Raw genomic sequence first — 25,993 nt, forward strand, 5'->3', positions numbered from 1 at the left:
GCATCCTTGTTCAATCAGGGGGTAGGTTGTGCTGCCGCCGCGCCGCGAATCACTTCGATACCCTGACGCTGGCCGGTGACGGCCACCGCGGGGGTGATTTTTTTCGGCGGGCCGCTGAGGGCCAATTGGGTGAATTGGTAGAGGTCGCGGTTGGCGCTTTGCACCTTGTCCGGGGTGTCGCTTTCACCGGCCCAGTAGCGGCTGAGCAATTGTTCGTCGGCACTGCGCACGGCCAGGCGCAGCGTGCCGGCTTGGGAAGCGAGCATCAGCCGACTCAGCAATTGTTCGGGCACCGCCAGCACCACACTGCGCGCGGCGGTGCGACGTTGAGCCGCCTGGGCGCGTTCTTCGGCGGTGGCGGGTGGCGGTACTGCCGGGGTGCCGTCGTTGGCCAGCCCCAGTTGGTCGCCGACGCTGAGCAGGCGAATCGCCGGGATGACCACCTGCGCCGATTGCTCGGCATTGGCATTGTCCTGGCGCAAGAACAGCAAGACATCCACGTAATCGCCGGGGCTCAACTGGCCACCGGCACCGATGACCTCGTCGACGGCGACGGCGAGGGCGCGTTCATCTGCACGAATCATGCGGGCCAGGGGGCCGCCGGCGGTGAAGCTTTCATCATTGAGCCAGGTGCCGGCACCCAGAGCCCGCAAGGGCGTACGACCGATGGCCTGGTCAACGCTGGTCAGGCTGCCAGCCGGCACGGTGCGCAGTTTTTCCACGGCTACATCGGCAGCGGTGAGGGGCACAAAAGGCGCAACTGCGTGCACCAGTACCACGACGGGCTGGCGGGTGTGGTCTTCCACGACTGCAACGGTTTTTTCAACGGAAATGACAGGTTGTGGAGAGGGTGCTAGCGCGGGTGCCGGTGGACGGCTCAGCACCAGGCCCCAATACCCTGCCACCAGGGCTCCGATAAGCAGCAAGCCAGCCAAGACCATGCTGATGCGACTGTTCATGACGGCGCTCCCTATCCTGTTGCACTGCTTTTATTCCCGTTAATCCAAACGAGTTAAATTCGCAACTGGGCTGTGATGAACAACTAACGATTTGGCTATTTGAAGGTAGCTCAGCTAGGACAAATTGCCATTACTGAATGAAAAATTTATCTGCGCGGTTAAAGCAGGGGCTGTAAATAACGGATTTGTGGGGCTGGCGCGGCGACTAATACTTTATGATTAATTCATTCTTACAGTTGTGAGTGTTAAATTTGTTGACAATGCTCTAGTGGCACACGGCAATCATTGTGCGGGCCAGCTGTATCGGCGCTTTTTGGCGCATGAAGGAGATCTCAACATGATCCTTGACCTGTTCTTGAAATTTTATGTTCACGCTCAGTTATTCCTGCGTCGCAGAGATGGGGCGTCGGCTATTGAATATGTGATTATCGTCGCGATAATTGCGTTGGTGATAGTCGGCATTGGTACTGGGCTTGGCGATAAGATAAAAGGCATCTTCGAGCAAGTGTCCGATGCGCTGCCAGCTGCGACTTAGCCGTCATTGCGGTATTCTTTCGTTCCGGTGATTCTTTTTATCAGGTACCGCCCATGACCCACCCTTCGTCATCCCGCCAGCAAATCCTATTGGTGGACGACGAGGAGGATGCGCTGGTGGAGTTGGCCGAATCCCTCGAAAACGAGGGATTTGTCTGTTTCACGGCGACCTCCGTCACCTTCGCCTTGCAAGAATTGACACTTCACCCTGATATCGCCCTGGTTATCACCGATCTGCGCATGCCCGAGGAAAGTGGTATCTCCTTGATCAGGCGCCTGCGCGAACACACCTCACGCTCGCATTTGCCTGTGATCGTGATGTCTGGCCATGCAGAAATGGACGATGTCAGCGATATGCTGCGCTTGCAGGTGCTGGACTTGTTTCGCAAGCCGATCTACCTGGTGCGCTTGCTCGATACCCTCAACAGCCTGTTTCCCCTCACCAAACCTGACCGGTAATGTTCGCGCGCCATTAAAAAATGTGGGAGCTGGCTTGCCTGCGATAGCGGTAGTTCAGTTAAAGATTCATTGGCTGATGCACCGCCTTCGCGAGCAGGCCCGCTCCCACAGTTTGATCGCGGGGGCTCAGGTAGGGAGGTTTCGGCTGTCAGGCCGCAGGGATCTGTGCCATGCACTGATTCTGTGAGCAATACAGGCCTGTGTGGGAGCTGGCTTGCCTGCGATGACGTCATGACAATCAACGACTAACAGCCAGACACTCCGAAACCCAACTGTGGAGCGGGCTTGCTCGCGAAGGCGGTATGGCAGACAACCGAGATATGTACTCATTCCAACCCAATTAAATGGTCGACCCGAAGAGCGCCATCGCAGGCAGGCCAGCTCCCACATTGATTACAGGTGCCCTCGTCACAGTTGATAACTGAAGCTCAGCGTATACCGCGGCCTGCGGTTAAAGCTGTCGAGGGCGATATCCGACATTGGCTTGGCCGCTTCCAGCGCGATGTTGTAATACTTGTTGTCGCCAAAGCGTAAACCTACCGCCGCCGACGACATGTCGTTGGCCTTGACCGGCAGGTCGTTGAACCAGGATTTGGCGCGATCGACTACGACGTAGGGTTGCAGGATTTTCACCCAGTTGCCGGCGCGGTTGAAGCTGTAGTTGACCTCGTACGCCACCCCCCAGCCCTTGTCGCCCGAGCCTTGGTCGTCCGGGTAGCCACGGCCGAAATTTTGCCCACCGAAGGTGGCGCGTTCGCTGTCGGGCAGGGTGTTGTTGCTCCAGTACAGCGCGCCGGAAAGTACGCCTTGCCAGTTGTCGAAGAACTTGTCGCTTTGCACGCCGGAGAGGCGCAGGCGGAAGAAGTCGAGGTCGGGTTTAGCCACGTCCAGGTCACTGCGGGCCTTGGCGCCCAGGCCATCGATGCCCTGGTACAGGCCACCGCTGATGATGCGTAGGCGTCGCGCGTCGGCTTTGCGCCAATCACCTTCGAAGGCCAGGGCGCGCAGGTTGGATTCGATGTCGAAACGCAGCGGGTAACCCACCAGTTTATAGCGCGTGGTCTGGTCGACCGCGTACAGGCGTGTGCCCAGGGTGAAGGACTCGGTCGGGGAGGCAATGAACGGGTGGCTCAGGCCGATGGAGTAGCGGTCGATGGACTGGTGCGGCTTGAGTTCGAAACCGCCGTCCAGTTGCACGCTGCTGCTGGGGTCGGCGCGATAGCGCTCGGCGGCGAGCGCCAGTTGAGTGCCTTCGGCATTGATGAATTGGTTGTAGTCCACGCGGTAGTAATGCTCTTTGTCCTCGCCGGGTGGGAACAGGCCGCTGACGCTGAGCTGCTCGCCCATGGACGTCTGGGAATTGCTGGTGGCGCTCAGCAACGCTTGCGTGCCGCCACGGCTTTTCTGCACCAGGCTCATGCTGGTGGTGAAAGGTTTGCGGCTGGCCTGGATCTGCATGTGCGTGGCGCCATCGGTGGTGCCTGGCGGCGGTACTTGCGCTTGTACGCTGAGGCCGGGGATGCGGCTCATCAGCGTGGTATAGCGCTCGAAGGTCTTGCGAGTCAGTGGGCGTTCGGCCAGGAGCTTTTGCGCGAGTTTATCGACGTAGGCCGACACCGAACCAATGTCGCCGGTTTGTTGATAGTCCTTGATGTAGCCTTCCACCAGTACCACGCGGACCAGGCCATTTTCGAAGTTCTGTTGCGGCAGGAAGGCGTAGGACAGCAGGTAGCCATTCTCCTGATAACGGCGGGTGATGCCACGGGTCGCTTCAATCAGTTGCGCAAGGTTGGTTTCACGTCCAATCAACGGCGCATACACCTGCGCCGTCTCGGCGAGCGGGTAGACCGTTCCGCCTTCGATCTGCAATTTTCGAATAGTGACCTTGGTGTCCATCAACAGCGGCTGGCCGGCAGTCGGCGGCGCCTCGGGTACCTGGGTTTTCGACGTGGGCGGTCGATAGGCGTCGGCGGGCAGGTTGGGCACCGGCAGGGTGCGGACAGTGTCGTTGCTGTTAAGAAAGCTGGGAAGGGTCTCGGCCTGGGCGTAAGCACTGAGGGTGAGCAATAACAACGGGGTCAACACGCGCATAGGACACTCCATGGTCAACTGCAGCAGCGCTTCGGGCCCGCCGGGTTCTGGGACTCGGTTCGGGAGGGCGGCGACTGATCACAGGTGTCGCTGCCCATAAAAAAGACGAGAGACTTATTAAAGTTCTCTCGTCTCAACCAAGCGTAGGCGCTGTAGGGGAGGCCGTCTAATCGGCCAGGTGCATTTCTATTTGCCGGTCAGGCCATTCAACAAACCGCCCAGACCGCCTGTGGCCGTAGTGCCGCCCGTGGTGGTGGCAGTGCCGGTTGCTGTGGCGGTGGTGCCGATATTCAGGCCGCCGAGCAAACCACCGCTGGTGCCGCCAGTCGTGCCGCCGGTTACCAGGCCACCCACCGAGGCGACGGTGCCGCCGACCGCTGTGACGGTGGTGCCTACCGCGTTGGTGATCGGGTTGGCATTGGCTGCCGTCAAGTTAGTGCCCACGCTGCTCACAGCGCCGCCGACTTGAGTCACCAGACCATTGACCGGAGCACCCACACCGGTAGTGGTGCCGATGGTTTGGGTCAGGTTGGTGACGCCGCTGGTCATAGGGTTGAGCGCTGCGCCGACATTGGCCGCTACGGTGGCGACCGGTGCGGTAGCTGCGGTGTTTGCTACACCTGTGCCACCCAGCACAGTGCCCAGCGACGCAACGGTGCCGCCGACTGCACCACCGGTCACACCCGTTGCACTGACTGTGCCGTTGGTATTGCCCACGTTCAGGCCGGTACCCACGTTAGCCACCAGGCCACCCACCAGTTCCGGAATGCCGGGAGCCGAGGTGCCACCGGTTGGGGCGACATAGCCACCTGATTTATCCAGTGTGCCACCGACGCCGGTGAGTACGGTGCCGACAACGCCGGTGACCGGGTTGCCCGTGCCGCCCGTGCTGGCGACTTGAGTACCCAGGCCAGTGACAGCCGAACCGACCTTATCCAGTACGCCATTGAGTGGAGTGCCCAGGCCGGTTGCGTTACCCAGGTTGCCGGTGGTGTTTTCCACCAGCGACACCACAGGCACCACGACTTTGCTGCCCAAGGTGTTGGTCAACGAACCCAGCGGGCCGGTGGTGCTGGCCGTACTGAGGGTATCGCCGAGCATGGTGACGGTGGTGCCGACTTTATCCACAACGCCACCTACCGCAGTGCCCACTCCGCCTGTCGCGCCGCCGACCACAGGTATTCCGCCGAGAGTGGTTGACAGTGTTTGGCCGGTGGTCGAGAGGCCGCCGCCCAGGTCGGCCACGCCGTTACCTACGCCTGCCACCGTGGTGCCCAGGGAGTTGGTGTTGGTGCCCAGTGAGCCCAGGCCGGTGGTCACACCTGTGCCGATGCTGTTAACAGCGGTGCCTGCCGAGGTGACCAGGCCGCCAGCGGTTGCGCCGACGATGGGTACGCCATTCAACGTCGAACCCAAGTTACCGACCGCTGTGCCGACATTGCCCACAGTGGTGCCAAGGGTGCCGGCAATCTGGCCGGTGACCAGTGGGGTGGTTGTCGAACCAGTACCGCCGCCGGTGCCGCCACCAGTACCACCGCCGGTGCCGCCGCCGGTGCCGCCACCAGTACCACCGCCGGTGCCGCCGCCAGTACCACCGCCGGTGCCGCCACCAGTACCACCGCCAGTGCCGCCGCCGGTGCCGCCACCAGTACCACCGCCAGTGCCGCCGCCGGTGCCGCCACCAGTACCACCGCCGGTGCCGCCGCCGGTGCCGCCACCAGTACCACCGCCAGTGCCGCCACCAGTACCGCCGCCGGTGCCGCCACCAGTACCACCGCCGGTGCCACCGCCAGTTCCGCCGTCACCACCGCCCGTGCCACCACCGGTCCCACCGCCAGTGCCGCCGTCACCGCCACCTGTGCCACCACCGGTCCCACCGCCTGTACCGCCATCACCGCCACCTGTGCCGCCTCCGGCGCCTGCACCCGCATCCGGCGATGACGCCGCCACGCTGGATTTATGCCCGCCACCACCGCTGCTGCAGCCGCCCAGGCTCATTGCCAGAACGAGGGCCAGCGCGGTACTTGCTTTCCAAAACACGACTTGAGTTTTCATGATTGAGTTCCTTGCACCTGGTACAACCTTGGTTGTTTCAAACCCTCGTTATTTCTTTGGATAACGATAGATTTGTCCGTGTGGCTATCTCAGGCCAGGGCACTCTTTCACGCAATGCTCAATTTGGTATTAACGATTTATATACACCCGGGTTTAGTCGGCTTAGGAACTAATACCAAAGGTGTAATGGGACGGTGTTTCGGAATTTTTAGATGATTAAAATCAAAGGCTTGTAAAAAATCTGCGGACCTTTCAAGGTCCGCTATAACTTAGGGTGTATATATACAATTAATCAGGGGGTTTTCAGGAAGTCGGCTGCCACTTGCCCCGCATATGTTGAATATCCCCAGCGCCTTTGAGTTCCAACCCTCCGCTGGAACCGGCCGCGCTACTTATTAATATCACTTCACTGGGCAGGCGTACCGGCTTCATGAACTCGACGTCAATTTCAATATTGGCGGCCGGCAAGTGTTCTGCCAGCGCCGCGAGGGTGCGCGCCTTGTTCCACAACCCGTGGGCGATGGCCTGGGGAAAACCGAAAAGCTTGGCGGTAGGCGCACTGAGGTGGATAGGGTTGTAGTCGCCAGACACGCGTGCGTAGCGGCGGCCTATGTCAGTGGGCGCTTTCCAGCGCGTCAATTCGGTGAGCGTGTCTGGGGTTTGCAATCCGCTCTCCAGGGCTTCGCCTTCCAGCTTCACGCCCCGGCATAACATTTGGCTTTCGGCTTCCCACAAGAGCCCAAGGGCATCCTCTATAACGGTGACGATGTCAAAGGTGGCCCCCTTGGGATGGGGGCTGAGATTGCGTGCGTAGACACCGACACTCACGTCACCGACTCCACCTAAAGGCCGATGAATCCGGATGCGATTGCGCAGGTGGATCAACCCCAGCAGCGGAAATGGAAAAGTCCTGTCCGTCAGCAATTGCAGTTGCAGGCCGAACGCGAGGATATGCGGATAAGTCGCGGGCAGCATCGGGCTGTCAGCAAAGCCGCATACCTTGCGATAAGCCGCAACCGCGCCGGGATTGACACTTATCGGGCAGCGCAACCCACGTTCGGGCAATGTGCTGCCGGTGATCTTGCGCTTGAGCGCCGCGCGCCAATACAGCGGCAGTAGAGACGGGGTGCTGTCCAACGTTTGCCATTGCATGCTTACGCTCCCAGAAGACTTTGCCCACACACTCGCAGCGTCTGGCCGCTGACCGCACCGGAGCCCGGCTGGCTCAGCCAGGCGACGGCTTCGGCCACATCCTGGGGCAAGCCACCTTGACCCAGGGAACTCATGCGGCGCCCGGCCTCACGCAGGGCGAAGGGGATATGCGCGGTCATCTGGGTTTCGATAAACCCAGGCGCAATGGCGTTGATGCTGATCCCACGTTCCTTCAACAGCGGCGCCCAGGCTTGAGCCAGGCCGATCAATCCGGCCTTGCTTGCGGCATAGTTGGTTTGCCCTCGATTGCCGGCGATGCCACTGATGGAGGCCAGCAACACCACCCGAGCGTTGTTTTGCAGGGTGCCGTTGTCGAGCAGGGCCTTGGTCAGCACTTGCGCAGCCTTGAGGTTGACCGCCAGCACTGCGTCCCAGTATTCCGGGGTCATGTTGGCCAGGGTTTTGTCGCGGGTGATGCCGGCGTTGTGCACCAGGATGTCGAGCCCGTCTGGCAGGTGCTCGATCAGTTGGCGTGCGGCATCTTCAGCGCAGATATCCAGCACCACCGTGCGCGCATTCAGGCGTGCGGCCAGGGCTTCAAGGTCGGCCTTGGCCTGGGGCACATCGAGCAGAATGACCTCGGCGCCGTCGCGGGCCAGGGTTTCGGCGATGGAGGCACCGATGCCTCGAGCGGCGCCGGTAACCAATGCCTTGCGCCCGGCCAGCGGGCGCGTCCAATCTTGCACCGGGGTATCGCAGGCCGCCAGGCGAATCACCTGGCCGGAGATATAAGCGCTTTTGGGCGAGAGGAAAAACCGCAGCGCGCCTTCCAACTGGTCTTCGGCGCCGTCGCCCACGTACAGCAACTGCAGCACGCCACCGCTGCGCAGCTCCTTGGCCAGGGAGCGGCTGAAGCCTTCCAGGGCGTGCTGGGCGCTAGCGGCGAAGGGGTCGCTGAGGCTTTCCGGCGCTCGGCCAAGGATTACCAGGTGTGCACTGTGGTCGAGATTTTTCAGCAGCGGCTGGAAGAATTCGCGCAGTTGCTTGAGCTGGTCGGTGTGCTGCAAAGCACTGGCGTCGAACACCACCGCCTTGAGCTTGGGGCCGTGTCCTGGAATCCACGCGGGCGCTGTCGAGGCTTCGGCGCCGTAGCTGTAGACGGCGTCGGTGAGTCGGTTGGCAAACGCCAGCACCTGGGTTGCCAATGCGCCACCGCCCAGCAGCAGGGCGCCTTCGACCGGGCGCAGGCGCCCGGCTTGCCAGCGTTCCAGGCGTACCGGTGACGGCAGGCCAATGGCGGCGACCAGGCGATGGCCGAGGCTTGAGTTGGCGAAGTCGATATAACGGTCAGACATGGAACGCTCTCCGAAGGCTGGGGTTCAAAGGTTGACCACCCTGGGGTGGCAGTCGTTCGATTGAGCCTAGGCTAGGCTTGATGATTCCACCCACCACCACAAGGGAGCTTTCCATGACTCAATTGCGCCGTGTAGCGATCATTGGCGGTAACCGCATTCCTTTCGCCCGTTCCAATGGCCCCTATGCCACGGCGAGTAACCAGGCGATGCTGACTGCCGCGCTGGAGGGCCTGATCGAGCGCTACAACCTGCACGGCCTGCGCATGGGCGAGGTGGCCGCCGGCGCGGTGCTCAAGCATTCCCGTGATTTCAACCTGACGCGTGAATGCGTGCTCGGCTCGCGCCTGTCACCGCAAACCCCTGCGTACGACATTCAGCAAGCCTGTGGCACGGGGCTGGAGGCGGCGCTGCTGGTGGCCAATAAAATCGCCCTGGGCCAGATTGAATGCGGCATTGCCGGCGGGGTGGACACCACCTCGGATGCACCGATTGGTGTGAATGAAGGGCTGCGCAAGATCCTGCTGCAAGCCAACCGCAGCAAATCCCTGGGAGATAAATTAAAACTCCTGTTACAACTTCGTCCTCATCACCTCAAGCCGGAACTGCCGCGCAACGGCGAACCGCGCACCGGTTTGTCCATGGGTCAGCACTGCGAGCTGATGGCCCAGACCTGGCAGATCCCCCGCGCCGAGCAGGACCAGCTTGCGCTGGAGAGCCACCAGAAGATGGCGGCGGCCTACGCCGAGGGCTGGCACAACGATTTGCTCACGCCCTTTCTCGGCCTCACCCGCGACAACAACCTGCGCCCCGACCTGACCCTGGAAAAACTCGCCAGCCTCAAGCCGGCCTTCGAGCGCAGCGAAAAGGGCACGCTCACCGCCGGTAACTCCACGCCGCTGACCGATGGTGCCTCTCTGGTGCTGCTGGGCAGCGAGGCGTGGGCCAAGGAGCGCGGCCTGCCGATCCTGGCTTACCTGCGCGATGGCGAAGCAGCGGCGGTGGATTTCGTCCACGGCGCCGAGGGCCTGTTGATGGCGCCGGTGTATGCGGTGCCACGCTTGCTGGCGCGCAACGGCCTGACCTTGCAGGACTTTGATTACTACGAGATCCACGAGGCCTTCGCCGCCCAAGTGCTGTGCACGCTCAAGGCCTGGGAAGACGCCGACTATTGCAAGACCCGCCTGGGCCTGGACGCACCGCTGGGGTCGATCGACCGCAGCCGGCTCAACGTCAAGGGCAGTTCCCTGGCGGCGGGCCATCCGTTTGCCGCCACCGGTGGGCGAATCGTCGCCAACTTGGCTAAATTGTTGGATGCGGCGGGCAAGGGCCGTGGGCTGATTTCCATTTGTGCCGCCGGTGGCCAAGGCGTGACGGCGATTATCGAACGCTGATTGCCGACAAAATTGGCCCATTGAATGCATTCTCAAGGGGTCAGAGGTCAGTAGCCTCTCCCCCCGGCGAGCCGATTGCCGTATAACGAGTTCCACACGCGTGTTTGGTAATACAGGACCCACAATAAAAGCTGATGAAGACTCCTAAACGCATTGAACCCCTGATCGAAGACGGTCTGGTCGACGAAGTGCTGCGCCCTCTGATGAGTGGTAAAGAAGCAGCTGTTTATGTGGTGCGCTGCGGCAATGAATTGCGTTGCGCCAAGGTTTACAAGGAGGCGAATAAACGAAGTTTTCGTCAGGCATCCGAATACCAGGAAGGCCGTAAGGTCCGTAACAGCCGCCAGGCACGAGCCATGGCCAAGGGCTCCAAGTTCGGCAAGAAAGAAACCGAAGATTCCTGGCAGAACGCGGAAGTGGCGGCGCTGTTTCGCCTGGCCGGTGCGGGCGTTCGTGTGCCCCAGCCGTTCGACTTTCTCGAAGGCGTACTGTTGATGGAACTGGTGGCCGACGAATACGGCGATGCGGCGCCGCGTCTGAATGACGTAGTGCTGGAGCCGGACCAGGCGCGCGAATACCACGCCTTCCTGATCTCCCAGATCGTGCTGATGCTGTGCACCGGCCTGGTGCACGGTGACCTGTCCGAGTTCAACGTACTGCTCACGCCTACGGGCCCGGTAATCATCGACCTGCCCCAGGCGGTGGATGCGGCGGGCAACAACCACGCGTTCAGCATGCTGGAGCGCGATGTCGGCAACATGGCTTCCTACTTCGGGCGTTTTGCCCCGGAGTTGAAGAAAACCAAGTACGCCAAGGAAATGTGGGCGCTGTATGAAGCCGGCACCTTGCACCCGGCCAGTGTATTGACCGGTGAGTTCGACGAACCGGAAGAACTGGCGGATGTGGGCGGTGTGATCCGTGAGATCGAAGCGGCGCGGCTGGATGAAGAGCGTCGCCAGGCGATTCGCGCGGCGGATGACGCGCCACCGAGCAAAGTGCCGGACGAGCCACCGCCGCCGCCTTGGATGCAGTAACTCACTGTGGCGAGGGAGCTTGCTCCCGTTCACCCGCGCAGCGGGTGCTGGCTTTTTTGGGGTGCGCTTCGCACCCCAGCGGGAGCAAGCTCCCTCGCCACAAGAGCCAGCTCCCACATTGGGTTTTGCGTTTGTCCAGTCAGGCGCAGCAGTTGCCCGCTGCCAACTCCTTGAGGATCGGGCAATCGGGCCGGTGATCGCCCTGGCAGTGCTCCATCAGGTCCTGCAAGGTATCGCGCAGTTGCCCCAGCTCGCGAATCTTGTGGTTCAGCTCGTCGATGTGCTGGCGCGCCAAGGCTTTTACGTCGGCGCTGGCCCGCTGCCGGTCCTCCCACAGGGTCAGCAACTTGCCGACTTCTTCCAGTGAAAACCCCAGGTCCCGCGAGCGCTTGATGAACGTCAGGGTGTGCAGGTCGTCGTGGCTGTACACCCGGTAGCCGCTGTCGGTGCGGTGGGCGGTTTTCAGCAGGCCAATGGCTTCGTAGTAGCGAATCATCTTCGCGCTTAGCCCGCTGGTGCGGGCGGCTTGGCCGATGTTCATGGGCGTTGATCCTCCAAGTCCTTGGGTTTCCAGGTTTTCAACAGCAGGGCGTTACTCACCACGCTGACGCTGGACAAGGCCATGGCGGCGCCAGCCAGTACCGGGTTGAGCAGGCCGAAGGCGGCCAGGGGAATGCCGATCAAGTTATACACAAAGGCCCAGAACAGATTCTGTCGAATTTTCGCGTAGGTTTTGCGGCTGATCTCCAGGGCGGCCGGCACCAGGCGCGGGTCGCCACGCATCAAGGTGATACCGGCGGCGTGCATGGCCACGTCGGTGCCGCCGCCCATGGCGATGCCGATATCGGCAGCGGCCAGGGCTGGTGCATCGTTGATACCGTCGCCGACCATGGCCACCACGCCGGTTTTTTTCAGCTCGGCCACGGCAGCGGCTTTATAGGCGGGCAGTACTTCGGCATGCACATCGTCGATGCCCAGGGCCTCGGCCACCACCCGTGCACTGCCGTGGTTATCGCCGGTGATCAGGTGGCTGCTGATGTGCTGCGCCTTGAGTTGTTGCACGGCTTGCAACGCGCCGGGCTTGAGCGTGTCGCCAAAGGCAAACAGCCCCAGCACACGAGGTTGCGCGCCTTGTTCGATCAGCCAGGACAAGGTGCGGCCTTCGGCTTCCCATTCCTTGGCACGCGGGCCTAAATCGCCTGCGTCCAGGCCGGTCTCTTCCAGCAAGCGGCGATTGCCCAGCGCCAGTGGCCGACCATCGAGCGTACCGGCAATGCCGCGCCCGGTCAGGGATTGGCTGGCGCTCACATCGGCCACGTCCAAGCCTCTTTCGCGGCAAGCATCCAGCACGGCTTTGGCCAGTGGGTGCTCACTGCCGCGTTGCAGGGCGCCGGCCTGTTGCAACAATAGGGCTTCGTCACCATCCACGGCCGCCAAATGCGCAATCTTGGGCGCGCCTGAGGTGAGGGTGCCGGTTTTGTCGAACACCACGGCGCTCACGGCATGGGCGCGCTCCAGGGCTTCGGCGTCCTTGATCAGGATGCCATGGCGTGCGGCGACGCCAGTGCCGGCCATGATCGCGGTCGGTGTGGCCAGGCCCAGGGCACAAGGGCAGGCGATCACCAATACGGCCACCGCATTGATGATGGCGGTTTCCAGGGATGCGCCATACAGCCACCAGCCAACTACGGTGATCAGCGCCAATACCAGCACGGCCGGCACGAACACCTGGCTGACTTTATCCACCAGTTTCTGGATCGGTGCCTTGGCGGCCTGGGCGTCTTCGACCAGGCGGATGATGCGCGCCAGCACACTTTCTGCGCCCAGGGCCAGGGTGCGCACCAGCAAACGGCCTTCACCGTTGATGGCGCCACCGGTGACCGCGTCGCCGGGTTGTTTGGGCACCGGCAGGCTTTCGCCACTGATCAGCGCCTCATCGGCATGGCTCTGGCCTTCCACCACCTCACCGTCCACCGGGAAGCGTTCGCCGGGTTTGACCAGCACCAGGTCGCCGTGCTTCAACGCACTGATGGCGACGTCTTCTTCGCGGCCGTCCTGCACGCGAATCGCCCGCTCCGGCCGCAAGGCTTCAAGGGCGCGGATGGCGCTGGCGGTCTGGCGCTTGGCGCGGCTTTCCAGGTATTTGCCCAGCAGCACCAGGGCGATTACCACCGCCGAGGCTTCGAAGTACAGGTGCGGCGTCACGCCTGGGGCGGCGGTGAGCCATTCATAGATACTCAAGCCGTAGCCGGCACTGGTGCCGATCGCCACCAGCAGGTCCATATTGCCGGCGCCGGCGCGCACGGCTTTCCAGGCGGCGACATAGAAGCGCGCACCCAGGATGAATTGCACTGGCGTGGCCAGGGCAAACTGTATCCAGGCCGGGAGCATCCAGTGCAGGCCGAAGGGTTCTACCAGCATCGGCAGCACCAAGGGCAACGCCAGCAAAATGCCCGCCACCAGCGACCAGCGCTCGCGGCGTAGGCGCCGGGCTTGATCGGCGTCGGTGGCGGTTTCGCTTTGGGGCAGGGTGGCGGTGTAGCCGGCTTTGTCGACAGCTGCGATCAGCACGCTGGGGTCCATCTGGCCCTGTACTTCGATGTGCGCGCGCTCATTGGCCAGGTTGACGCTGACACGTTGCACACCCGGCACTTTGCCCAGCGCGCGTTCGACCCGCCCGGCACAGCTGGCACAGGTCATGCCGCCGATGGGCAGGTCAAAGGTGGTGGATCCATTCATGGGGCAGTCCTCCAGAAGAAGTTGCCACTAGGATCAACCTTAACCTGTGGGGAAGGTCAAGCCCGATCGTTCCCACGCTCTGCGCCGATCGTTCCCACGCTCTGCGTGGGAATGCAGCCCGTGACGCTCCGCGTCACCCTGGCGTTGAAGTAGCGCCTTGTACCCGGGACGCAGCGCGTCCGATGAGGCGTTCCCACGCAGAGCGTGGGAACGATCGTGGGGTTACTCAGTATTCCAGTGCCGCGGCTTTGAGGTACATGCCGTCCGGGCCCTGGGCAATGCGTAATTTGCGTACGTCACCGGCTTTCAAGGTGATGTTCTGCGCGGGTGGCGCGAGCATGCCTGGCAGACAGCCGGGGGCCTGGCTCGGCAACACTTTCAGGCGCAACGACACATCGCCAGGGGGAAGGTTGAAGGAGGTGGCCTGTTCCTGGAACAGACGCCCGGCCAGTTGGTCCTGGATATACAGGCCGATCTCGCAGTGGGTCGGCACTTCCAGGCGTTCGCGGGAAATAATCAGCACCGCATAATCTTCAGCAGCGAGGGCCTGGGGCGCAGCGGCAGGCAAACTCATCAGGCCGGCAAGGGCAAAAAACAACCAGCGCATGGCGAATGCTCCGTGGTTCACAGCTAGGAAGGTTGAAGCTTGGCCGACGTCGCCGCCGAATACCAGCCCGGCAGAAATACTGAGAACTTGACCTTGCCATCATGGCAAGCTCGACACTGGGCTCAACCTCATCAAAGGAGTCATGTCATGCAAATATTCAGCGTTGAAGGAATGACCTGCGGCCACTGCGTTAAAGCGGTGACCCAGGCGGTACAGAGCAAGGATCCGGCGGCGAGTGTAAAGGTGGATTTGGCAGCGAAAGAAGTGGGTGTGGAAAGCCGCTTATCTGCAGATGACGTGATCGGCCTGATAACCGAAGAAGGCTACAGCGCCAAGCTGGCGTGATTTTTCTGATCGTTAGCCACCTAACGTAATGTTCATGGCACCCAAGCGCGGCTAGACTGTTGAGCTGCCGACTCACTTGGGTGTCTGATGAACCTTCGCATAATCCTGATTCTGGGCGCCTTGAGCGCCTTCGCGCCGTTGGCGATCGACTTTTACCTGCCGGGCTTTCCGGCAATGGCCTCAGCCTTCGCCACTGACGAAAAACATATCCAGCTGACCCTGGCGGTGTATTTCGCGGGCCTGGCTATTGGCCAATTGATCTACGGGCCGCTGGCCGACCGCTTTGGCCGGCGCGTGCCGCTGCTCAGCGGCGTCACCCTGTTTACCCTCGCGTCCTTCGCCTGCGCCTATGCGCCGTCCCTGGAATGGTTGATTGGTGCACGCTTCGTGCAGGCCCTTGGCGGGTGTGCGGGTATGGTGATTTCCCGGGCGGTAGTCAGTGACAAATGCGATGCTGTGGGCTCGGCCAAGGTGTATTCGCAACTGATGCTGGTGACCGGCCTGGCCCCGATCCTGGCGCCATTGGCCGGTGGCCTGATGGTCGGCGTGTGGGGCTGGCAGTCGATTTTCCTGGCGTTGTCGTTGTTCAGCGTGATGGCGGCCATCGCCGTGGCGGTCGGGTTGCCGGAAACCTTCCCGGCCGATCAGCCGCGCCAGCCGTTGTCGGGCTCGTTGCGCCGCTACGGCTCGCTACTGTCAGACCGGGTGTACCTGGGCTATGCCTTGACCGGCGGCATCTCGATTGCCGGGATGTTTGCCTACATCGCCGGCTCCCCCTTCGTGTTTATCAAGCTCTATGGCGTGCCGGCCGAGCATTACGGCTGGTTGTTCGGCTCCAACGCCGCGGGCTTTATCCTGGTGGCGCAACTGAACGCAAGATTGCTCGCCAAGCGCGGCCCGGCGTTTTTGTTGTCGCGCACCGTGTGGGTGTACGTGGCGGCGGCGTTGACGCTGTTGGGAATTGCCGCGTTGCGCACTGAGGCACTATGGCCGTTATTGGTGCCGCTGTTTATCTGCATCGCCAGCCTGGGCTGCATTTTGCCGAATACCTCGGCCTGTGCCATGAGCGGGCAGGGGGCTCGGGCCGGCAGCGCATCGGCGTTGCTCGGTTGCATTCAGTTCGGTGTGGCGGCAGGCGCGGCGTCGTTGGTCGGTGTGTTGCACGACGGCACGGCAATGCCGATGGCCATGGTCATCTGCCTCTGCGGGGTGCTGGCGGTGACCATTGCCATGGCGACCCAGCGCCTGCAACGGGCAAGGGCCGTACAGGCGCAGGTCTGACGTTCGGTTCAGCCAGCGGAACGTTGCTGGTTGAGGGGGAAGCGGTGGGGAGCCTGGATCCGGGCCTGCAGCGTGTCGGCGAAGGCGCGGGCCTCGGCTTCACTGCGAAAGGTGATGGCCTCGCCGTCGAGACGAACTTGCCATTGGCTGCCTGGGGATTTTGCTAACGCTTTTATCAGGATTTTCATTGCTGACTTCCTCACGTAAAAGAATCGTGGCAAAGGCGGCCAATATAAACCTGAACGGGCGCATAAATATGACAAGGATCAACTCTCGGACTAATGGTGTCGTCCGTTACCTACGTGGATAACGGACGACACTGACAGCCGTTTTTTCAGAACCCTGCCAGCACAATCTTGCCCTTGGCCTTGCCGCTTTCCAGCAGGGCGTGGGCGCGGCGCAGGTTCACCGCATTGATCACGCCGAAGTGCTCGCCCACCGTGGTTTTCAGGGTGCCGGCGTCGATCAGTTCGGCCACGCGGTTGAGCAGGTTGTGCTGCTCGATCATGTCTGGGGTCTCGAACATCGAACGGGTGTACATGAACTCCCAGTGCAGCGACAGGCTCTTGCGCTTGAGCTTGCTCACATCCAGGGCCTTGGGATCGTCGATCAACGCCAGCTTGCCTTGGGGTTGCAGTGCTTCGACCAATTGGTCCAGGTGTTGCTCGGTCTGGGTCAGGCTGGCGACGTGGGTCACTTGCCCGTGCCCGGCCTGTTTCAACACTTCGCTCAGCGGCTGGCTGTGGTCGATCACCACGTGTGCTCCCAGGGCCTTGGCCCATGCGTGAGTCTCGGGGCGCGAGGCGGTGCCGATAACCTTCAACGCGGTGAGCTGGTTGGCCAACTGAGTCAGGATCGACCCCACACCACCGGCAGCGCCGACGATCAGCAGGCTCTGGCCTTGATCGTCTTTGCCTTCAGTCACCTGCAAACGTTCGAACAACAGCTCCCACGCAGTGATAGCGGTCAGCGGCAATGCGGCCGCTTCGGCAAACCCCAGGCTTCGGGGCATATGGCCGACGATGCGCTCGTCAACAGTGTGCAATTCGCTGTTGCCGCCTGGGCGTACCAGGGAACCGGCGTAGTACACCTTGTCGCCGGCCTTGAACAACGTCACGTCACTGCCGACCGCCTTGACCACACCCGCCACGTCCCAACCCAGCACCTTGGCGGCGCCATTTTCCGGGGCGACGTTCTGGCGCACCTTGGTGTCCACTGGGTTGACCGAGATGGCTTTGACTTCCACCAACAGGTCACGGGGGCCGGCAACGGGGGCTGGTAATTCGATGTCTTGCAGGGATTCTGGATCGTTGATCGGCAGTGAGGCGTAGTAGGCAATGGCTTTCATGATGACTCCAAGTGAATACGGTCAAGGTAGGAGCGAGCTTGCTCGCGAAGATCGTTAACGATGACGCGGTGTTTCTGGTTTCGCGCCTCGTCGTTGGGGTTTTCGCGAGCACGCTCGTTCCTACAAAAAAGGCGGGATCAGGCGAGAAATTTCAGGCGCTTGAGTTCGAAGTGTTCGATCACATCGGCGGCCTTGGCGCGAAAGCTCTGGATATGCGCGCTCTGGTCGTGGTCGGCCAGCGCAGCGTCGTCGCTCCAGCGCTCGAGCATGTAGAAGGTCTCGGGGTGCTGCAGGTCCTGGTGCAGGTCGTACTGCTCGCAACCGGCTTCCAGGCGGGTCGGTTCCAGCAGGCCGCGCAGCAGGGTTTCCAGGGTGGCGTGCTGGCCGGGTTTGGCGATCAGCGTGGCGATGACATTAAAAGCGGTGGACATAGTCGACTCCGGGCACGGGCTAACGGGATGGGCAGATGATTGGCTATTTCCCACGCCGATAAAAGCGGCTAAAACAGCAGGCTGTTTCAACTAAATATTGATAATGAGCGGAAATGCATGCTGCGTTTTGATGATTTGCAGTTGTTTGTGCGGGCCGCCGACTTGGGTAGCCTGTCGGCTGCGGCGCGGGTCATGGACCTGTCACCGGCGGTGGCCAGTGCCGCGCTCAAGCGTATCGAACAGCAACTGGGTACGCGCTTGCTGGCGCGCTCCACCCGCAGCCTGCGCCTGACAGCCGAAGGCGAGGGCTTCCTTGCGTACGCGCGGGCGTCACTGAGCGCGCTGGATGAAGGGCGGCGCCTATTGGCCAGTGGCCAGGATCATGTCAGTGGTGTGCTGCAATTGTCGGCGCCCTCGGATTTCGGTCGCAACCAGCTGTTGCCGTGGCTGGATGCGTTCCAGCAGGAGCATCCGCAACTGAACGTGCGCCTGTTGCTCGGTGATCGCATCGCCGACCTGTTCCGCCAGCCCGTGGACATTGCCCTGCGTTACGGCGAACCCGAAGACTCCAGCCTGATTGCGCTGCCCATTGCTCCGGACAATATTCGCGTACTCTGCGCCGCCCCCAGTTACCTCGCCCGGCATGGCGAGCCGCGCCATCTGGAGCAATTGGCCCAGCACAATTGCCTGCTGTACATGCTCGGCAGCCGCGTCCACGACCACTGGGTTTTTTTCGATGGCAAGCGTCATGTGGGTATGACGGTGAGCGGCGATCGCTTCAGCGATGACGCCGATGTGGTACGCCGCTGGGCGGTGGCGGGCATGGGCATTGCCTACAAGTCGTGGCTGGATGTGAGCACCGATGTGCTGGCCGGGCGCTTGCGTCTGATCCTGCCGGAACTGCAGGGTGAGCGCACCCCGCTCAACCTGCTGTGCGCCCACCGTGCGCAATTGAGTAAACCCATCAATCTGCTGCGGGACATGCTCGTGTCCCGTTGTGCGACATTGACGGCGCAGCGACCGGGACGAATAGCTTCTCGTCAATAGCCTGCGCCACGCTCGGAAGTTTCACTCATATCCTGTCCTGATCTGCACTGTCAGACACCGCGGAACCTATTGCCTGCGCACCTATACTTGGGCGTCAACCGCAGCAGAAAAATGGTTTAACAGGGAGTGAATACATGGGAGCAGCACCTTGCATCAGTCAGATCGCCAGCTTGCTCGCCGAGCCTAAACGCACGGCCATGCTCTGGGCCTTGATGGACGGTTCGGCGAAGACTTCCGAAGAGCTGGCGACGCTGGCCGGGCTGTCGCCGGCGTCAGCCAATGCACATTTGGCGCGGCTGTCCGGCAGCGGCCTGTTGCGGATCGAGGCGCGGCGGGGCCAGCGCCTGTTTCGTGTAGCGGCGGCCGATGTCAGTGCCGCCATTGATGCGCTGGCCAGCACCACTATGGCCAGCGCGGCCCGCAGCACACCTGATGTTTTGCCAGCGGCGCTGCGCGCACCGCCATTGCTGCGCCGTGCCCGCTGGTGCCATGGCCACCTCGGCGGCGAGCTGGCGGCGCAGTTGTATCAACGGATGCTTGAGGCCGGGTGGATCGAGCGCCATGAGCCGCGTACAGAGGTGACACCCAAGGGCGTGCAGGCGTTGGCGCAGCTGGGCATTTTTACCCAGGCATTGGCATCGCCGCTGGCCTGCGACTGTTTCGACTGGAGCCAGCAACAACCCCACCTGGGCGGTGCGTTGGGGTCGGGCTTGATGCAACTGTTTCTGCAGGCGAACTGGATCAGCGTAATCAACGAGTCACGTGCCTTTTCTGTTACTGATGTGGGGCTGGAGCACATAGCCCGCATCGCCAAACTGTAGGAGCGAGCTTGCGCGCGAAAAACTCGAGTGCGCCGCGTTTTATCCAGAAGCCCGCGTTATGGTTGACGATCTTCGCGAGCAAGCTCGCTCCTACAGGCGCTGGCGTCGTTCTGAGCTGTCGTCAGGTCGCATCCAGCAATAGCCAGCGCAAACGATGCCGCACACTCGCAAGGGGGATTTTTCATACGAGGGGTGTGGCATGGGTAGGCAGGGTTATAGCGCGGCGGAACGCCTGGAACGGTTGCCCATCAGCGGTTACCACCGAATCATTTTCATCATCATCGCCCTGGCGTTTTTCTTTGACTCCATGGACCTGGCGATGATGACCTTCCTGTTGGGCTCGATCAAAACCGAGTTTGGCCTGAGCACGGCCCAGGCCGGGTTGCTGGCCAGTTCGAGTTTTTTCGGCATGGTGGTGGGCGCTTCGCTGTCCGGGATGCTTGCTGATCGCTTCGGTCGCAAACCGGTGTTTCAGTGGAGCATCGTGCTCTGGGGCCTGGCGAGCTACCTGTGTTCCACGGCCCAGACGGTGGAGACGCTGACGTTGTTTCGGATCCTGCTGGGCATTGGCATGGGCATGGAGTTTCCCATTGCCCAGTCGATGCTGTCGGAACTGATCCCCGCCAAAAGGCGCGGGCGCTATATCGCCTTGATGGATGGTTTCTGGCCGTTGGGCTTTGTGGCTGCGGGCGTACTGTCTTACTTCTTGTTGCCGGTGATTGGCTGGCGCGACATCTTCCTGGTGCTGGCGGTACCGGCGGTGTTCGTGCTGGCCATCCGCTTCTTCATCCCGGAGTCGCCGCGTTGGCTGGAACAGGCTGGGCGTCATGAGGCGGCGGACAAGGTCTTGCTTGGCATCGAGCAGAAGGTGCGCGATTCCCTGGGCCGCGCCGAGTTGCCGGAGCCGATTGCCCTGCCACGGATCGAGAGTGCGCCGGGGACGTTTTTCTCCGCGTTCCAGCAGCTGTGGTCGGCGCAGTACCGCCAACGCACGATGATGATCTGGAGTGTGTGGTTCTTCGCCCTGCTCGGGTTCTACGGGCTGACGTCGTGGTTGAGTGCGTTGTTGCAGCAATCGGGTTTTGCCGTGACTCAGTCGGTGTATTACACGGTGATCATTTCCCTGGGCGGAATCCCAGGTTTTTTGATGGCAGCGTGGTTGGTGGAGCGCTGGGGACGCAAGCCTGTGTGCGTGGTGACCCTGCTGGGCGGCGGGGTAATGGCGTTTCTGTATGGGCAGAGCGCAGTGTTTGGCGGCAACGTGGGCCTGCTGATCACCTCGGGGTTATTGATGCAGTTTTTCCTGTTTGGCATGTGGGCGGTGCTGTACACCTACACGCCGGAGTTGTATCCCACCTCGGCACGTGCAACCGGCTCGGGGTTTGCGTCGGCGATTGGGCGGGTTGGTTCGTTGCTGGGGCCGTTGGTGACCGGGTTGGTGTTCCCGATAACCGGGCAGGGCGGGGTATTTGCCTTGGGCGCGCTGTGCTTTGCGGTGGCGGCGCTGGTGGTGTGGCTGTTCGGGATGGAGACCAAGGGCAAGACCCTGGAAGAACTCACCCAGGCTTGAAGCTGATGGGGCCATGTGGGAGCCGGGCTTGCCCGCGATAGCGGTAGGTCAGGCAATAAGAGGCTGGCTGATACACCGCTATCGCAGGCAAGCCAGCTCCCACAGTTTGAGTCCAAGTCTATTCAGTTATGGCTTCACGAGCCGCGCATCCAGGCTGTTCTGCGCCAGGCGTTTGGCCTGGTCCTGGGTCATGCCCAGGCTGGTGTACAGCGCATGGAAGTTCTCGGTGACGTAGCCGCCGAAGTACGCCGGGTCATCCGAGTTCACGGTGACTTTCACGCCACGCTCGAGCATGTCGAGGATGTTGTGCTGGGCCATGTCGTCGAACACGCAGAGCTTGGTGTTGGACAGCGGGCACACGGTCAACGGGATCTGCTCGTCGATGATGCGCTGCATCAAACGCTCGTCTTCGATGGCGCGCACGCCGTGGTCGATGCGCTGGATTTTCAGAAGGTCGAGGGCTTCCCAGATGTACTCGGGCGGGCCTTCTTCGCCAGCGTGGGCGACGGTGAGGAAGCCTTCGTGGCGGGCACGGTCGAACACGCGCTGGAACTTGCTCGGTGGGTGGCCCATTTCCGAGCTGTCCAGGCCCACAGCCACGAACGCGTCACGGAACGGCAGCGCCTGGTCGAGGGTTTTCTGCGCTTCGTCTTCGCTCAGGTGGCGCAGGAAGCTGAGGATCAAACCGCTGGTGATGCCCAGTTGCTGCTCGCCGTCTTTAAGCGCAGCGGCGATGCCGTTGAGCACCACTTCGAACGGCACGCCACGGTCGGTGTGGGTTTGCGGGTCGAAGAAGGGTTCGGTGTGGATCACGTTCTGGGCCTTGCAGCGCAGCAGGTAGGCCCAGGTCAGGTCGTAGAAGTCCTGGGACGTGCGCAGCACATCGGCGCCCTTGTAATACAGGTCGAGAAACTCTTGCAGGTTGTTGAAGGCGTAGGCCTTGCGCAGGGTTTCGACGTCGTTCCATGGCAGCGCAATCTTGTTGCGCTCGGCCAGGGCGAACAGCAACTCAGGCTCCAGCGAGCCTTCCAGGTGCAGGTGCAATTCAGCCTTGGGCAGGGCGTTGAGCCAATCGTACATTTTTAAAATCTCATCAGGTGCAATGGCGGCATTCTACAGGCCATGGCTGAAATAATCGGCAAAACCTGACCAGCAGGAGAGTATTTGTGTCACTCACGCAAGGGCGGCCTGAACTAAGGTGTAACGAAACGTTAGCGGCTCGGCGCAGTCTGTACCCCATCAATGACTGATTCGCTGTACGAAAAGGCCCGGAATGCTCACATCCCTCAAGCAAGAAAAATTCATGCTGCTGGCGCTGATTGCCGCCATCGCCGCCTACCCGCTGGAACACTGGATGCTCCACAGCGGCCAACTGGTTGCGCTGTTGGCCGGCTTTGCGCTGATCGCGTTTATCGTGATGGCGTCGATGCGCGTGGCCCATCACGCCGAGCAGTTGGCGGAAAAAGTCGGCGACCCCTACGGCACCATGATCCTGACCCTCGCCGCGGTATTGGTGGAAGTGGTGATCCTGGCGATCATGATGAGTAACGAGCCATCGCCCACCCTGGTGCGCGACACCATCTACTCAGCGGTGATGCTCGATATCAACGGTATCCTCGGCCTGGCTGCGCTGATGGGCGGCATCAAGCATGGCGAACAATCCTACAACGATGACTCGGCGCGCACCTACAGTGTGATGATCCTTACCGCCATGGGTGTGTCGATGGTAGTGCCGGAATTTATCCCCGAAGCGGACTGGAAAATTTACTCGGCCTTCACCATTGGCGCGATGGTGGTGCTTTACACCTTGTTCCTGCGCATGCAGGTGGGGCCGCACAGTTACTTCTTCAGCTACAGCTACCCGGAAAAACGTCGTAAGAAACAGCCGGAAGACGAGCACGCGCCGTCTGTCAGCCTGACGTTTTCCATTGCGACCCTGGTGTTTGGGGTGATCGTGATTGGCGCGCTGGCCGAGGTGATGTCCAAGACGCTCGACCTGGGCCTGGAAGGCACAGGCGCACCACCAGTGATTACCGCGATTGTGGTGGCGGCTATCTCGGCCGCTCCGGAAATCCTCACGGCATTGCGCGCCGCGTTGGCCAACCGTATGCAATCGGTGGTCAACATCGCGCTGGGGGCTTCGTTGTCCACGGTGATCCTGACGGTGCCGGTGATGGAAGCCATGGCACTCTACACCGGGCAGCCGTTCCAGATGGCGATGACGCCGGTGCAAACGGTGATGGTGTTTATCACGCTGATCGTCAGCGCGATCAACCTCAACGATGGTGAAACCAATGCGATAGAAGGGATGACGCATTTTGTGTTGTTTGCGACCTTTATCATGCTGTCGCTGTTGGGGCTGTAACCCGATTTGAAAGGCGCCGCAGATCCAATGGGGGAGCCGGTTTTTGGGGGCGCTACGCACCCCAGCGGGAGCAAGCTCCCTCGCCACAGAAGCCCGCTCCCACATTTTGATTGGCGCCTGGCTTAGGTGCCCGCGATCAAATGGCGCGCGGCCTGGCTGTGATCGGCGATCAAGCCCTTGAGGTCCAGGCCTTCGACTTGGCCGTCGATCACCCGCCATTGACCCGCGATCATCACCCGGTCTGCACGGTCCGCGCCGCACAGCAGCAGTGCGGAAATGGGGTCATGGCTGCCGGAAAAGCGCAGCTCATCGAGCTTGAACAGTGCCAGGTCCGCCTGTTTGCCTACTGCCAACTCGCCAATATCCGTGCGCCCCAGCAACTGCGCCGAGCCCTTGGTGGCCCAGCCCAATACACCTTCGGGGGTGATCTTTTCCGCGCCGTAGCGCAGGCGCTGGATGTACAGGGCCTGGCGGGCTTCAAGGATCATGTTCGAAGCGTCGTTGGAGGCCGAGCCGTCCACGCCCAAGCCGATCGGGGCGCCGGCGGCAAGCAGGTCCAGGGTTGGGCAGATGCCGGAGGCCAGGCGCATATTCGAGCTTGGGCAATGGCAGATGCCGGTGCCGGCTGCGCCCAGGCGCGCTATTTCGTCCGGGTTGAAGTGAATGCCGTGAGCCAGCCAGGTGCGCGGGCCGAGCCAGCCGACGCTGTCGAGGTAATCCACGGTACGCAGCCCGAAGCGTTGCAGGCAGAAATCTTCCTCATCGAGGGTTTCCGCCAGGTGGGTGTGCAGGCGTACGTCCAACTGATTGGCCAGCTCGGCGCTGGCTTGCATGATTTCGGGGGTGACGGAAAACGGCGAGCACGGCGCCAGGGCGATCTGGATCTGCGCACCGTCACCGCGCTGGTGATATTCGCGGATCAGGCGCTGGCTGTCTTCGAGAATCACCTGGCCTTGCTGCACGGTTTGCTGAGGTGGCAGGCCGCCATCGGCTTCGCCCAGGCTCATGGAACCGCGGGTGAGCATGGCGCGCATCCCCAGTTCACGCACGCTGCCTACCTGCACATCAATGGCGTTTTCCAAACCATCGGGGAACAGGTAGTGGTGGTCGGCCGCCGTGGTGCAGCCCGAGAGCAGCAATTCGGCCAGGGCGACTTTGCTGGCCAGGGCGAGTTTTTCCGGGGTGAGTCGCGCCCATACCGGGTACAGGGTTTTCAGCCAGGGAAACAGCGGTTGGTTGACCACCGGGCCCCAGGCACGGGTCAGGGTTTGATAGAAGTGGTGGTGGGTATTGATCAGCCCAGGCAGCACCACATGCTCGCGGGCATCGAACACCTGGGCGCAAGGCTGCGCAGGCGCTTGCCCTTGGGCCAGCACTTCGGTGATGACACCGTCTTGCAGCACCAGGCCGCCACGGGCATCGAGGCCATTGGCAGTGAAAATCGCGAGGGGGTTTTTTAACCAGATACGGGTCGCAGGCATTGGCCGGCTCCTCTGAATGATGGGTTCAGGTTTGCCAGCTCAGTGTTGCCCTGTCTGCTGATCCAGGGTCGCCGGGGAGGGCGAGGTGGGCAGTTTACCTCTGTGGGAGCGAGCTTGCTCGCGAAAATCGTCAACGATGACGCGGGCAGTCTGGTTTAACGCAGTGCCTGGGCGTTCTTCGCGAGTAAGCTCGCTCCTACAGTTGAGGGTGGTTACCAGGTGATGGTGTTGCCCTTGTAGTCGACGAAGTGATGGCCGCCTTTGCCGGTGTAGGCATTTACCTGGTCCACCAGGCCGCGCACGCTGGTCTCGACGTCGATGTGGGCGTTTTCGCCGCCCATGTCGGTCTTCACCCAGCCTGGATGCAGCGACAGCACCGTCGGCTTGGGCTCGCCCAGTTGCGTGATAAAGCTATTGGTCATCGAATTGAGTGCGGCCTTGCTGGCCTTGTACAGCGCCAGGTCCGAGCCGTCGGGAATGGTCACGCTGCCCAGTACCGAACTCATGAAGGCCAGCACACCGGTGTCTTTGCGGATCTGTCCGACAAAACGCTGGGCCAGGTTGATTGGCGCCACGGCGTTGGTGAAGAACAACTGGCCGACTTCCGCCAGGGTCGCGTGGCCGGGCTCCTGGTTGGCCGGGCCCTTGACGCCGGCGTTGACGAACAGCAGGTCGAAGGTGCGGTCTTTCAGGCGTTGGGCTAGGGCGATCACGGCTTGCTGATCGTCCATATCCAACTTCTCGATCTGCACCGGCCCCACGGCTTTCAGGGCATCGGCCTTGTTCGGATCGCGCACGGTGGCGGTCACGTCCCAGCCGTCCTGGAGCAGTTGCTTGACCAGGCCAAGGCCCAGCCCGCGCGAGGCGCCGATGATCAGTGCGGTTTTTGGCGTAGACATGAAAGGCTTCCTTTGAAATCGCGGTTCAG

At 61.7% G+C, this 25,993-nt stretch carries 24 protein-coding genes; 10 read left to right on the forward strand and 14 right to left on the reverse strand.

The genetic code is table 11. The annotated features are described in order from the left end of the window. Positions 1-14: 14 nt before the first annotated feature. Complete coding sequence (gene cpaB / locus AC07S6_RS14690; protein WP_495112532.1) at positions 15-959, reverse strand: Flp pilus assembly protein CpaB; 945 nt, start codon at positions 957-959, stop codon at positions 15-17. Between the two features lie 337 nt (positions 960-1,296). On the opposite strand from cpaB, the gene AC07S6_RS14695 reads away from it, so the two are divergent. Continuing rightward, positions 1,297-1,494, forward strand: a complete 198-nt coding sequence (locus tag AC07S6_RS14695; RefSeq protein WP_495112533.1) for a Flp family type IVb pilin — start codon at positions 1,297-1,299, stop codon at positions 1,492-1,494. 53 nt (positions 1,495-1,547) lie between these two features. Continuing rightward, a complete protein-coding gene (locus AC07S6_RS14700; protein ID WP_495112534.1) occupies positions 1,548-1,952 on the forward strand; it encodes a response regulator in 405 nt (134 codons plus the stop codon). A 408-nt stretch (positions 1,953-2,360) separates the two neighbouring features. Here the strand turns inward: AC07S6_RS14700 and AC07S6_RS14705 are convergent, their stop codons facing one another. From AC07S6_RS14705 to AC07S6_RS14720, 4 genes are all read right to left on the reverse strand, one after another. Then, complete coding sequence (locus AC07S6_RS14705; protein ID WP_495112535.1) at positions 2,361-4,043, reverse strand: ShlB/FhaC/HecB family hemolysin secretion/activation protein; 1,683 nt, start codon at positions 4,041-4,043, stop codon at positions 2,361-2,363. A gap of 186 nt (positions 4,044-4,229) precedes the next feature. Next, the gene (locus AC07S6_RS14710; protein ID WP_495112536.1) at positions 4,230-6,098 is read right to left on the reverse strand and encodes a collagen-like triple helix repeat-containing protein; all 1,869 of its coding nucleotides are present in this window, start codon (positions 6,096-6,098) and stop codon (positions 4,230-4,232) included. A gap of 303 nt (positions 6,099-6,401) precedes the next feature. Then, the gene (locus tag AC07S6_RS14715) at positions 6,402-7,250 is read right to left on the reverse strand and encodes a MaoC family dehydratase (protein WP_495112537.1); all 849 of its coding nucleotides are present in this window, start codon (positions 7,248-7,250) and stop codon (positions 6,402-6,404) included. A gap of 2 nt (positions 7,251-7,252) precedes the next feature. Beyond that, positions 7,253-8,605: a 3-oxoacyl-ACP reductase gene (locus AC07S6_RS14720; protein WP_495112538.1), complete on the reverse strand. Its 1,353-nt coding sequence runs from the start codon at positions 8,603-8,605 to the stop codon at positions 7,253-7,255. 113 nt (positions 8,606-8,718) lie between these two features. On the opposite strand from AC07S6_RS14720, the gene AC07S6_RS14725 reads away from it, so the two are divergent. After that, positions 8,719-9,996: an acetyl-CoA C-acetyltransferase gene (locus tag AC07S6_RS14725; RefSeq protein ID WP_032902907.1), complete on the forward strand. Its 1,278-nt coding sequence runs from the start codon at positions 8,719-8,721 to the stop codon at positions 9,994-9,996. Between the two features lie 134 nt (positions 9,997-10,130). Beyond that, positions 10,131-11,030 (forward strand): PA4780 family RIO1-like protein kinase, encoded by a 900-nt coding sequence (locus AC07S6_RS14730; RefSeq protein ID WP_495112539.1) that lies wholly within the window; start codon positions 10,131-10,133, stop codon positions 11,028-11,030. Positions 11,031-11,169: 139 nt separating this feature from the next. On the opposite strand, the gene cueR is transcribed toward AC07S6_RS14730, so the two are convergent. From cueR to AC07S6_RS14745, 3 genes are all read right to left on the reverse strand, one after another. Further along, a complete protein-coding gene (gene cueR / locus AC07S6_RS14735; RefSeq protein WP_495112540.1) occupies positions 11,170-11,571 on the reverse strand; it encodes a Cu(I)-responsive transcriptional regulator in 402 nt (133 codons plus the stop codon). Beyond that, positions 11,568-13,769, reverse strand: a complete 2,202-nt coding sequence (locus AC07S6_RS14740) for a heavy metal translocating P-type ATPase (RefSeq protein WP_495112541.1) — start codon at positions 13,767-13,769, stop codon at positions 11,568-11,570. Before AC07S6_RS14740 ends, cueR begins: the two co-directional genes overlap by 4 nt. Positions 13,770-13,995: 226 nt before the next feature. After that, on the reverse strand, positions 13,996-14,376 hold the full coding sequence (locus AC07S6_RS14745; protein WP_197881114.1) for a hypothetical protein: 381 nt from the start codon (positions 14,374-14,376) through the stop codon (positions 13,996-13,998). 147 nt (positions 14,377-14,523) lie between these two features. Here AC07S6_RS14745 and AC07S6_RS14750 point away from each other — a divergent pair, with 147 nt between their 5' ends. After that, a complete protein-coding gene (locus tag AC07S6_RS14750; RefSeq protein ID WP_014716765.1) occupies positions 14,524-14,721 on the forward strand; it encodes a heavy-metal-associated domain-containing protein in 198 nt (65 codons plus the stop codon). 87 nt (positions 14,722-14,808) lie between these two features. Continuing rightward, on the forward strand, positions 14,809-16,002 hold the full coding sequence (locus AC07S6_RS14755) for a multidrug effflux MFS transporter (protein ID WP_105225627.1): 1,194 nt from the start codon (positions 14,809-14,811) through the stop codon (positions 16,000-16,002). A gap of 8 nt (positions 16,003-16,010) precedes the next feature. Here the strand turns inward: AC07S6_RS14755 and AC07S6_RS14760 are convergent, their stop codons facing one another. From AC07S6_RS14760 to AC07S6_RS14770, 3 genes are all read right to left on the reverse strand, one after another. Continuing rightward, positions 16,011-16,190, reverse strand: a complete 180-nt coding sequence (locus AC07S6_RS14760) for a hypothetical protein (protein ID WP_014716767.1) — start codon at positions 16,188-16,190, stop codon at positions 16,011-16,013. 146 nt (positions 16,191-16,336) lie between these two features. Further along, the gene (locus tag AC07S6_RS14765) at positions 16,337-17,350 is read right to left on the reverse strand and encodes a zinc-binding alcohol dehydrogenase family protein (protein ID WP_495112542.1); all 1,014 of its coding nucleotides are present in this window, start codon (positions 17,348-17,350) and stop codon (positions 16,337-16,339) included. 137 nt (positions 17,351-17,487) lie between these two features. Next, a complete protein-coding gene (locus AC07S6_RS14770; RefSeq protein ID WP_003188253.1) occupies positions 17,488-17,781 on the reverse strand; it encodes a putative quinol monooxygenase in 294 nt (97 codons plus the stop codon). A 117-nt stretch (positions 17,782-17,898) separates the two neighbouring features. Between AC07S6_RS14770 and vimR the strand changes: the two genes are divergently transcribed. The 3 genes from vimR (at position 17,899) to AC07S6_RS14785 (ending at position 21,219) form a co-directional block, all read left to right on the forward strand. Continuing rightward, positions 17,899-18,828: a transcription regulator VimR gene (vimR, locus tag AC07S6_RS14775; protein ID WP_197881108.1), complete on the forward strand. Its 930-nt coding sequence runs from the start codon at positions 17,899-17,901 to the stop codon at positions 18,826-18,828. Between the two features lie 134 nt (positions 18,829-18,962). Beyond that, positions 18,963-19,649 carry an ArsR/SmtB family transcription factor gene (locus AC07S6_RS14780; protein ID WP_495112543.1) on the forward strand — a complete coding sequence of 229 codons (687 nt, stop codon included), beginning with the start codon at positions 18,963-18,965 and terminating at the stop codon, positions 19,647-19,649. 199 nt (positions 19,650-19,848) lie between these two features. Next, positions 19,849-21,219: an MFS transporter gene (locus AC07S6_RS14785; RefSeq protein ID WP_197881104.1), complete on the forward strand. Its 1,371-nt coding sequence runs from the start codon at positions 19,849-19,851 to the stop codon at positions 21,217-21,219. Positions 21,220-21,345: 126 nt separating this feature from the next. Here the strand turns inward: AC07S6_RS14785 and AC07S6_RS14790 are convergent, their stop codons facing one another. Next, entirely contained in the window at positions 21,346-22,299 is a 954-nt protein-coding gene (locus tag AC07S6_RS14790; RefSeq protein WP_133633993.1) for an adenosine deaminase, read from the reverse strand. 193 nt (positions 22,300-22,492) lie between these two features. Between AC07S6_RS14790 and AC07S6_RS14795 the strand changes: the two genes are divergently transcribed. After that, the gene (locus AC07S6_RS14795) at positions 22,493-23,584 is read left to right on the forward strand and encodes a calcium:cation antiporter (RefSeq protein ID WP_003188263.1); all 1,092 of its coding nucleotides are present in this window, start codon (positions 22,493-22,495) and stop codon (positions 23,582-23,584) included. Positions 23,585-23,706: 122 nt separating this feature from the next. Here the strand turns inward: AC07S6_RS14795 and AC07S6_RS14800 are convergent, their stop codons facing one another. Together AC07S6_RS14800 and AC07S6_RS14805 are read right to left on the reverse strand one after the other, a co-directional pair. Beyond that, positions 23,707-25,065 (reverse strand): 8-oxoguanine deaminase, encoded by a 1,359-nt coding sequence (locus AC07S6_RS14800; RefSeq protein ID WP_490615493.1) that lies wholly within the window; start codon positions 25,063-25,065, stop codon positions 23,707-23,709. A 212-nt stretch (positions 25,066-25,277) separates the two neighbouring features. Then, positions 25,278-25,964: an SDR family oxidoreductase gene (locus AC07S6_RS14805; protein ID WP_495112544.1), complete on the reverse strand. Its 687-nt coding sequence runs from the start codon at positions 25,962-25,964 to the stop codon at positions 25,278-25,280. Positions 25,965-25,993: the final 29 nt, after the last annotated feature.

Source organism: Pseudomonas sp. GW821-FHT07B01, from assembly GCF_059419065.1.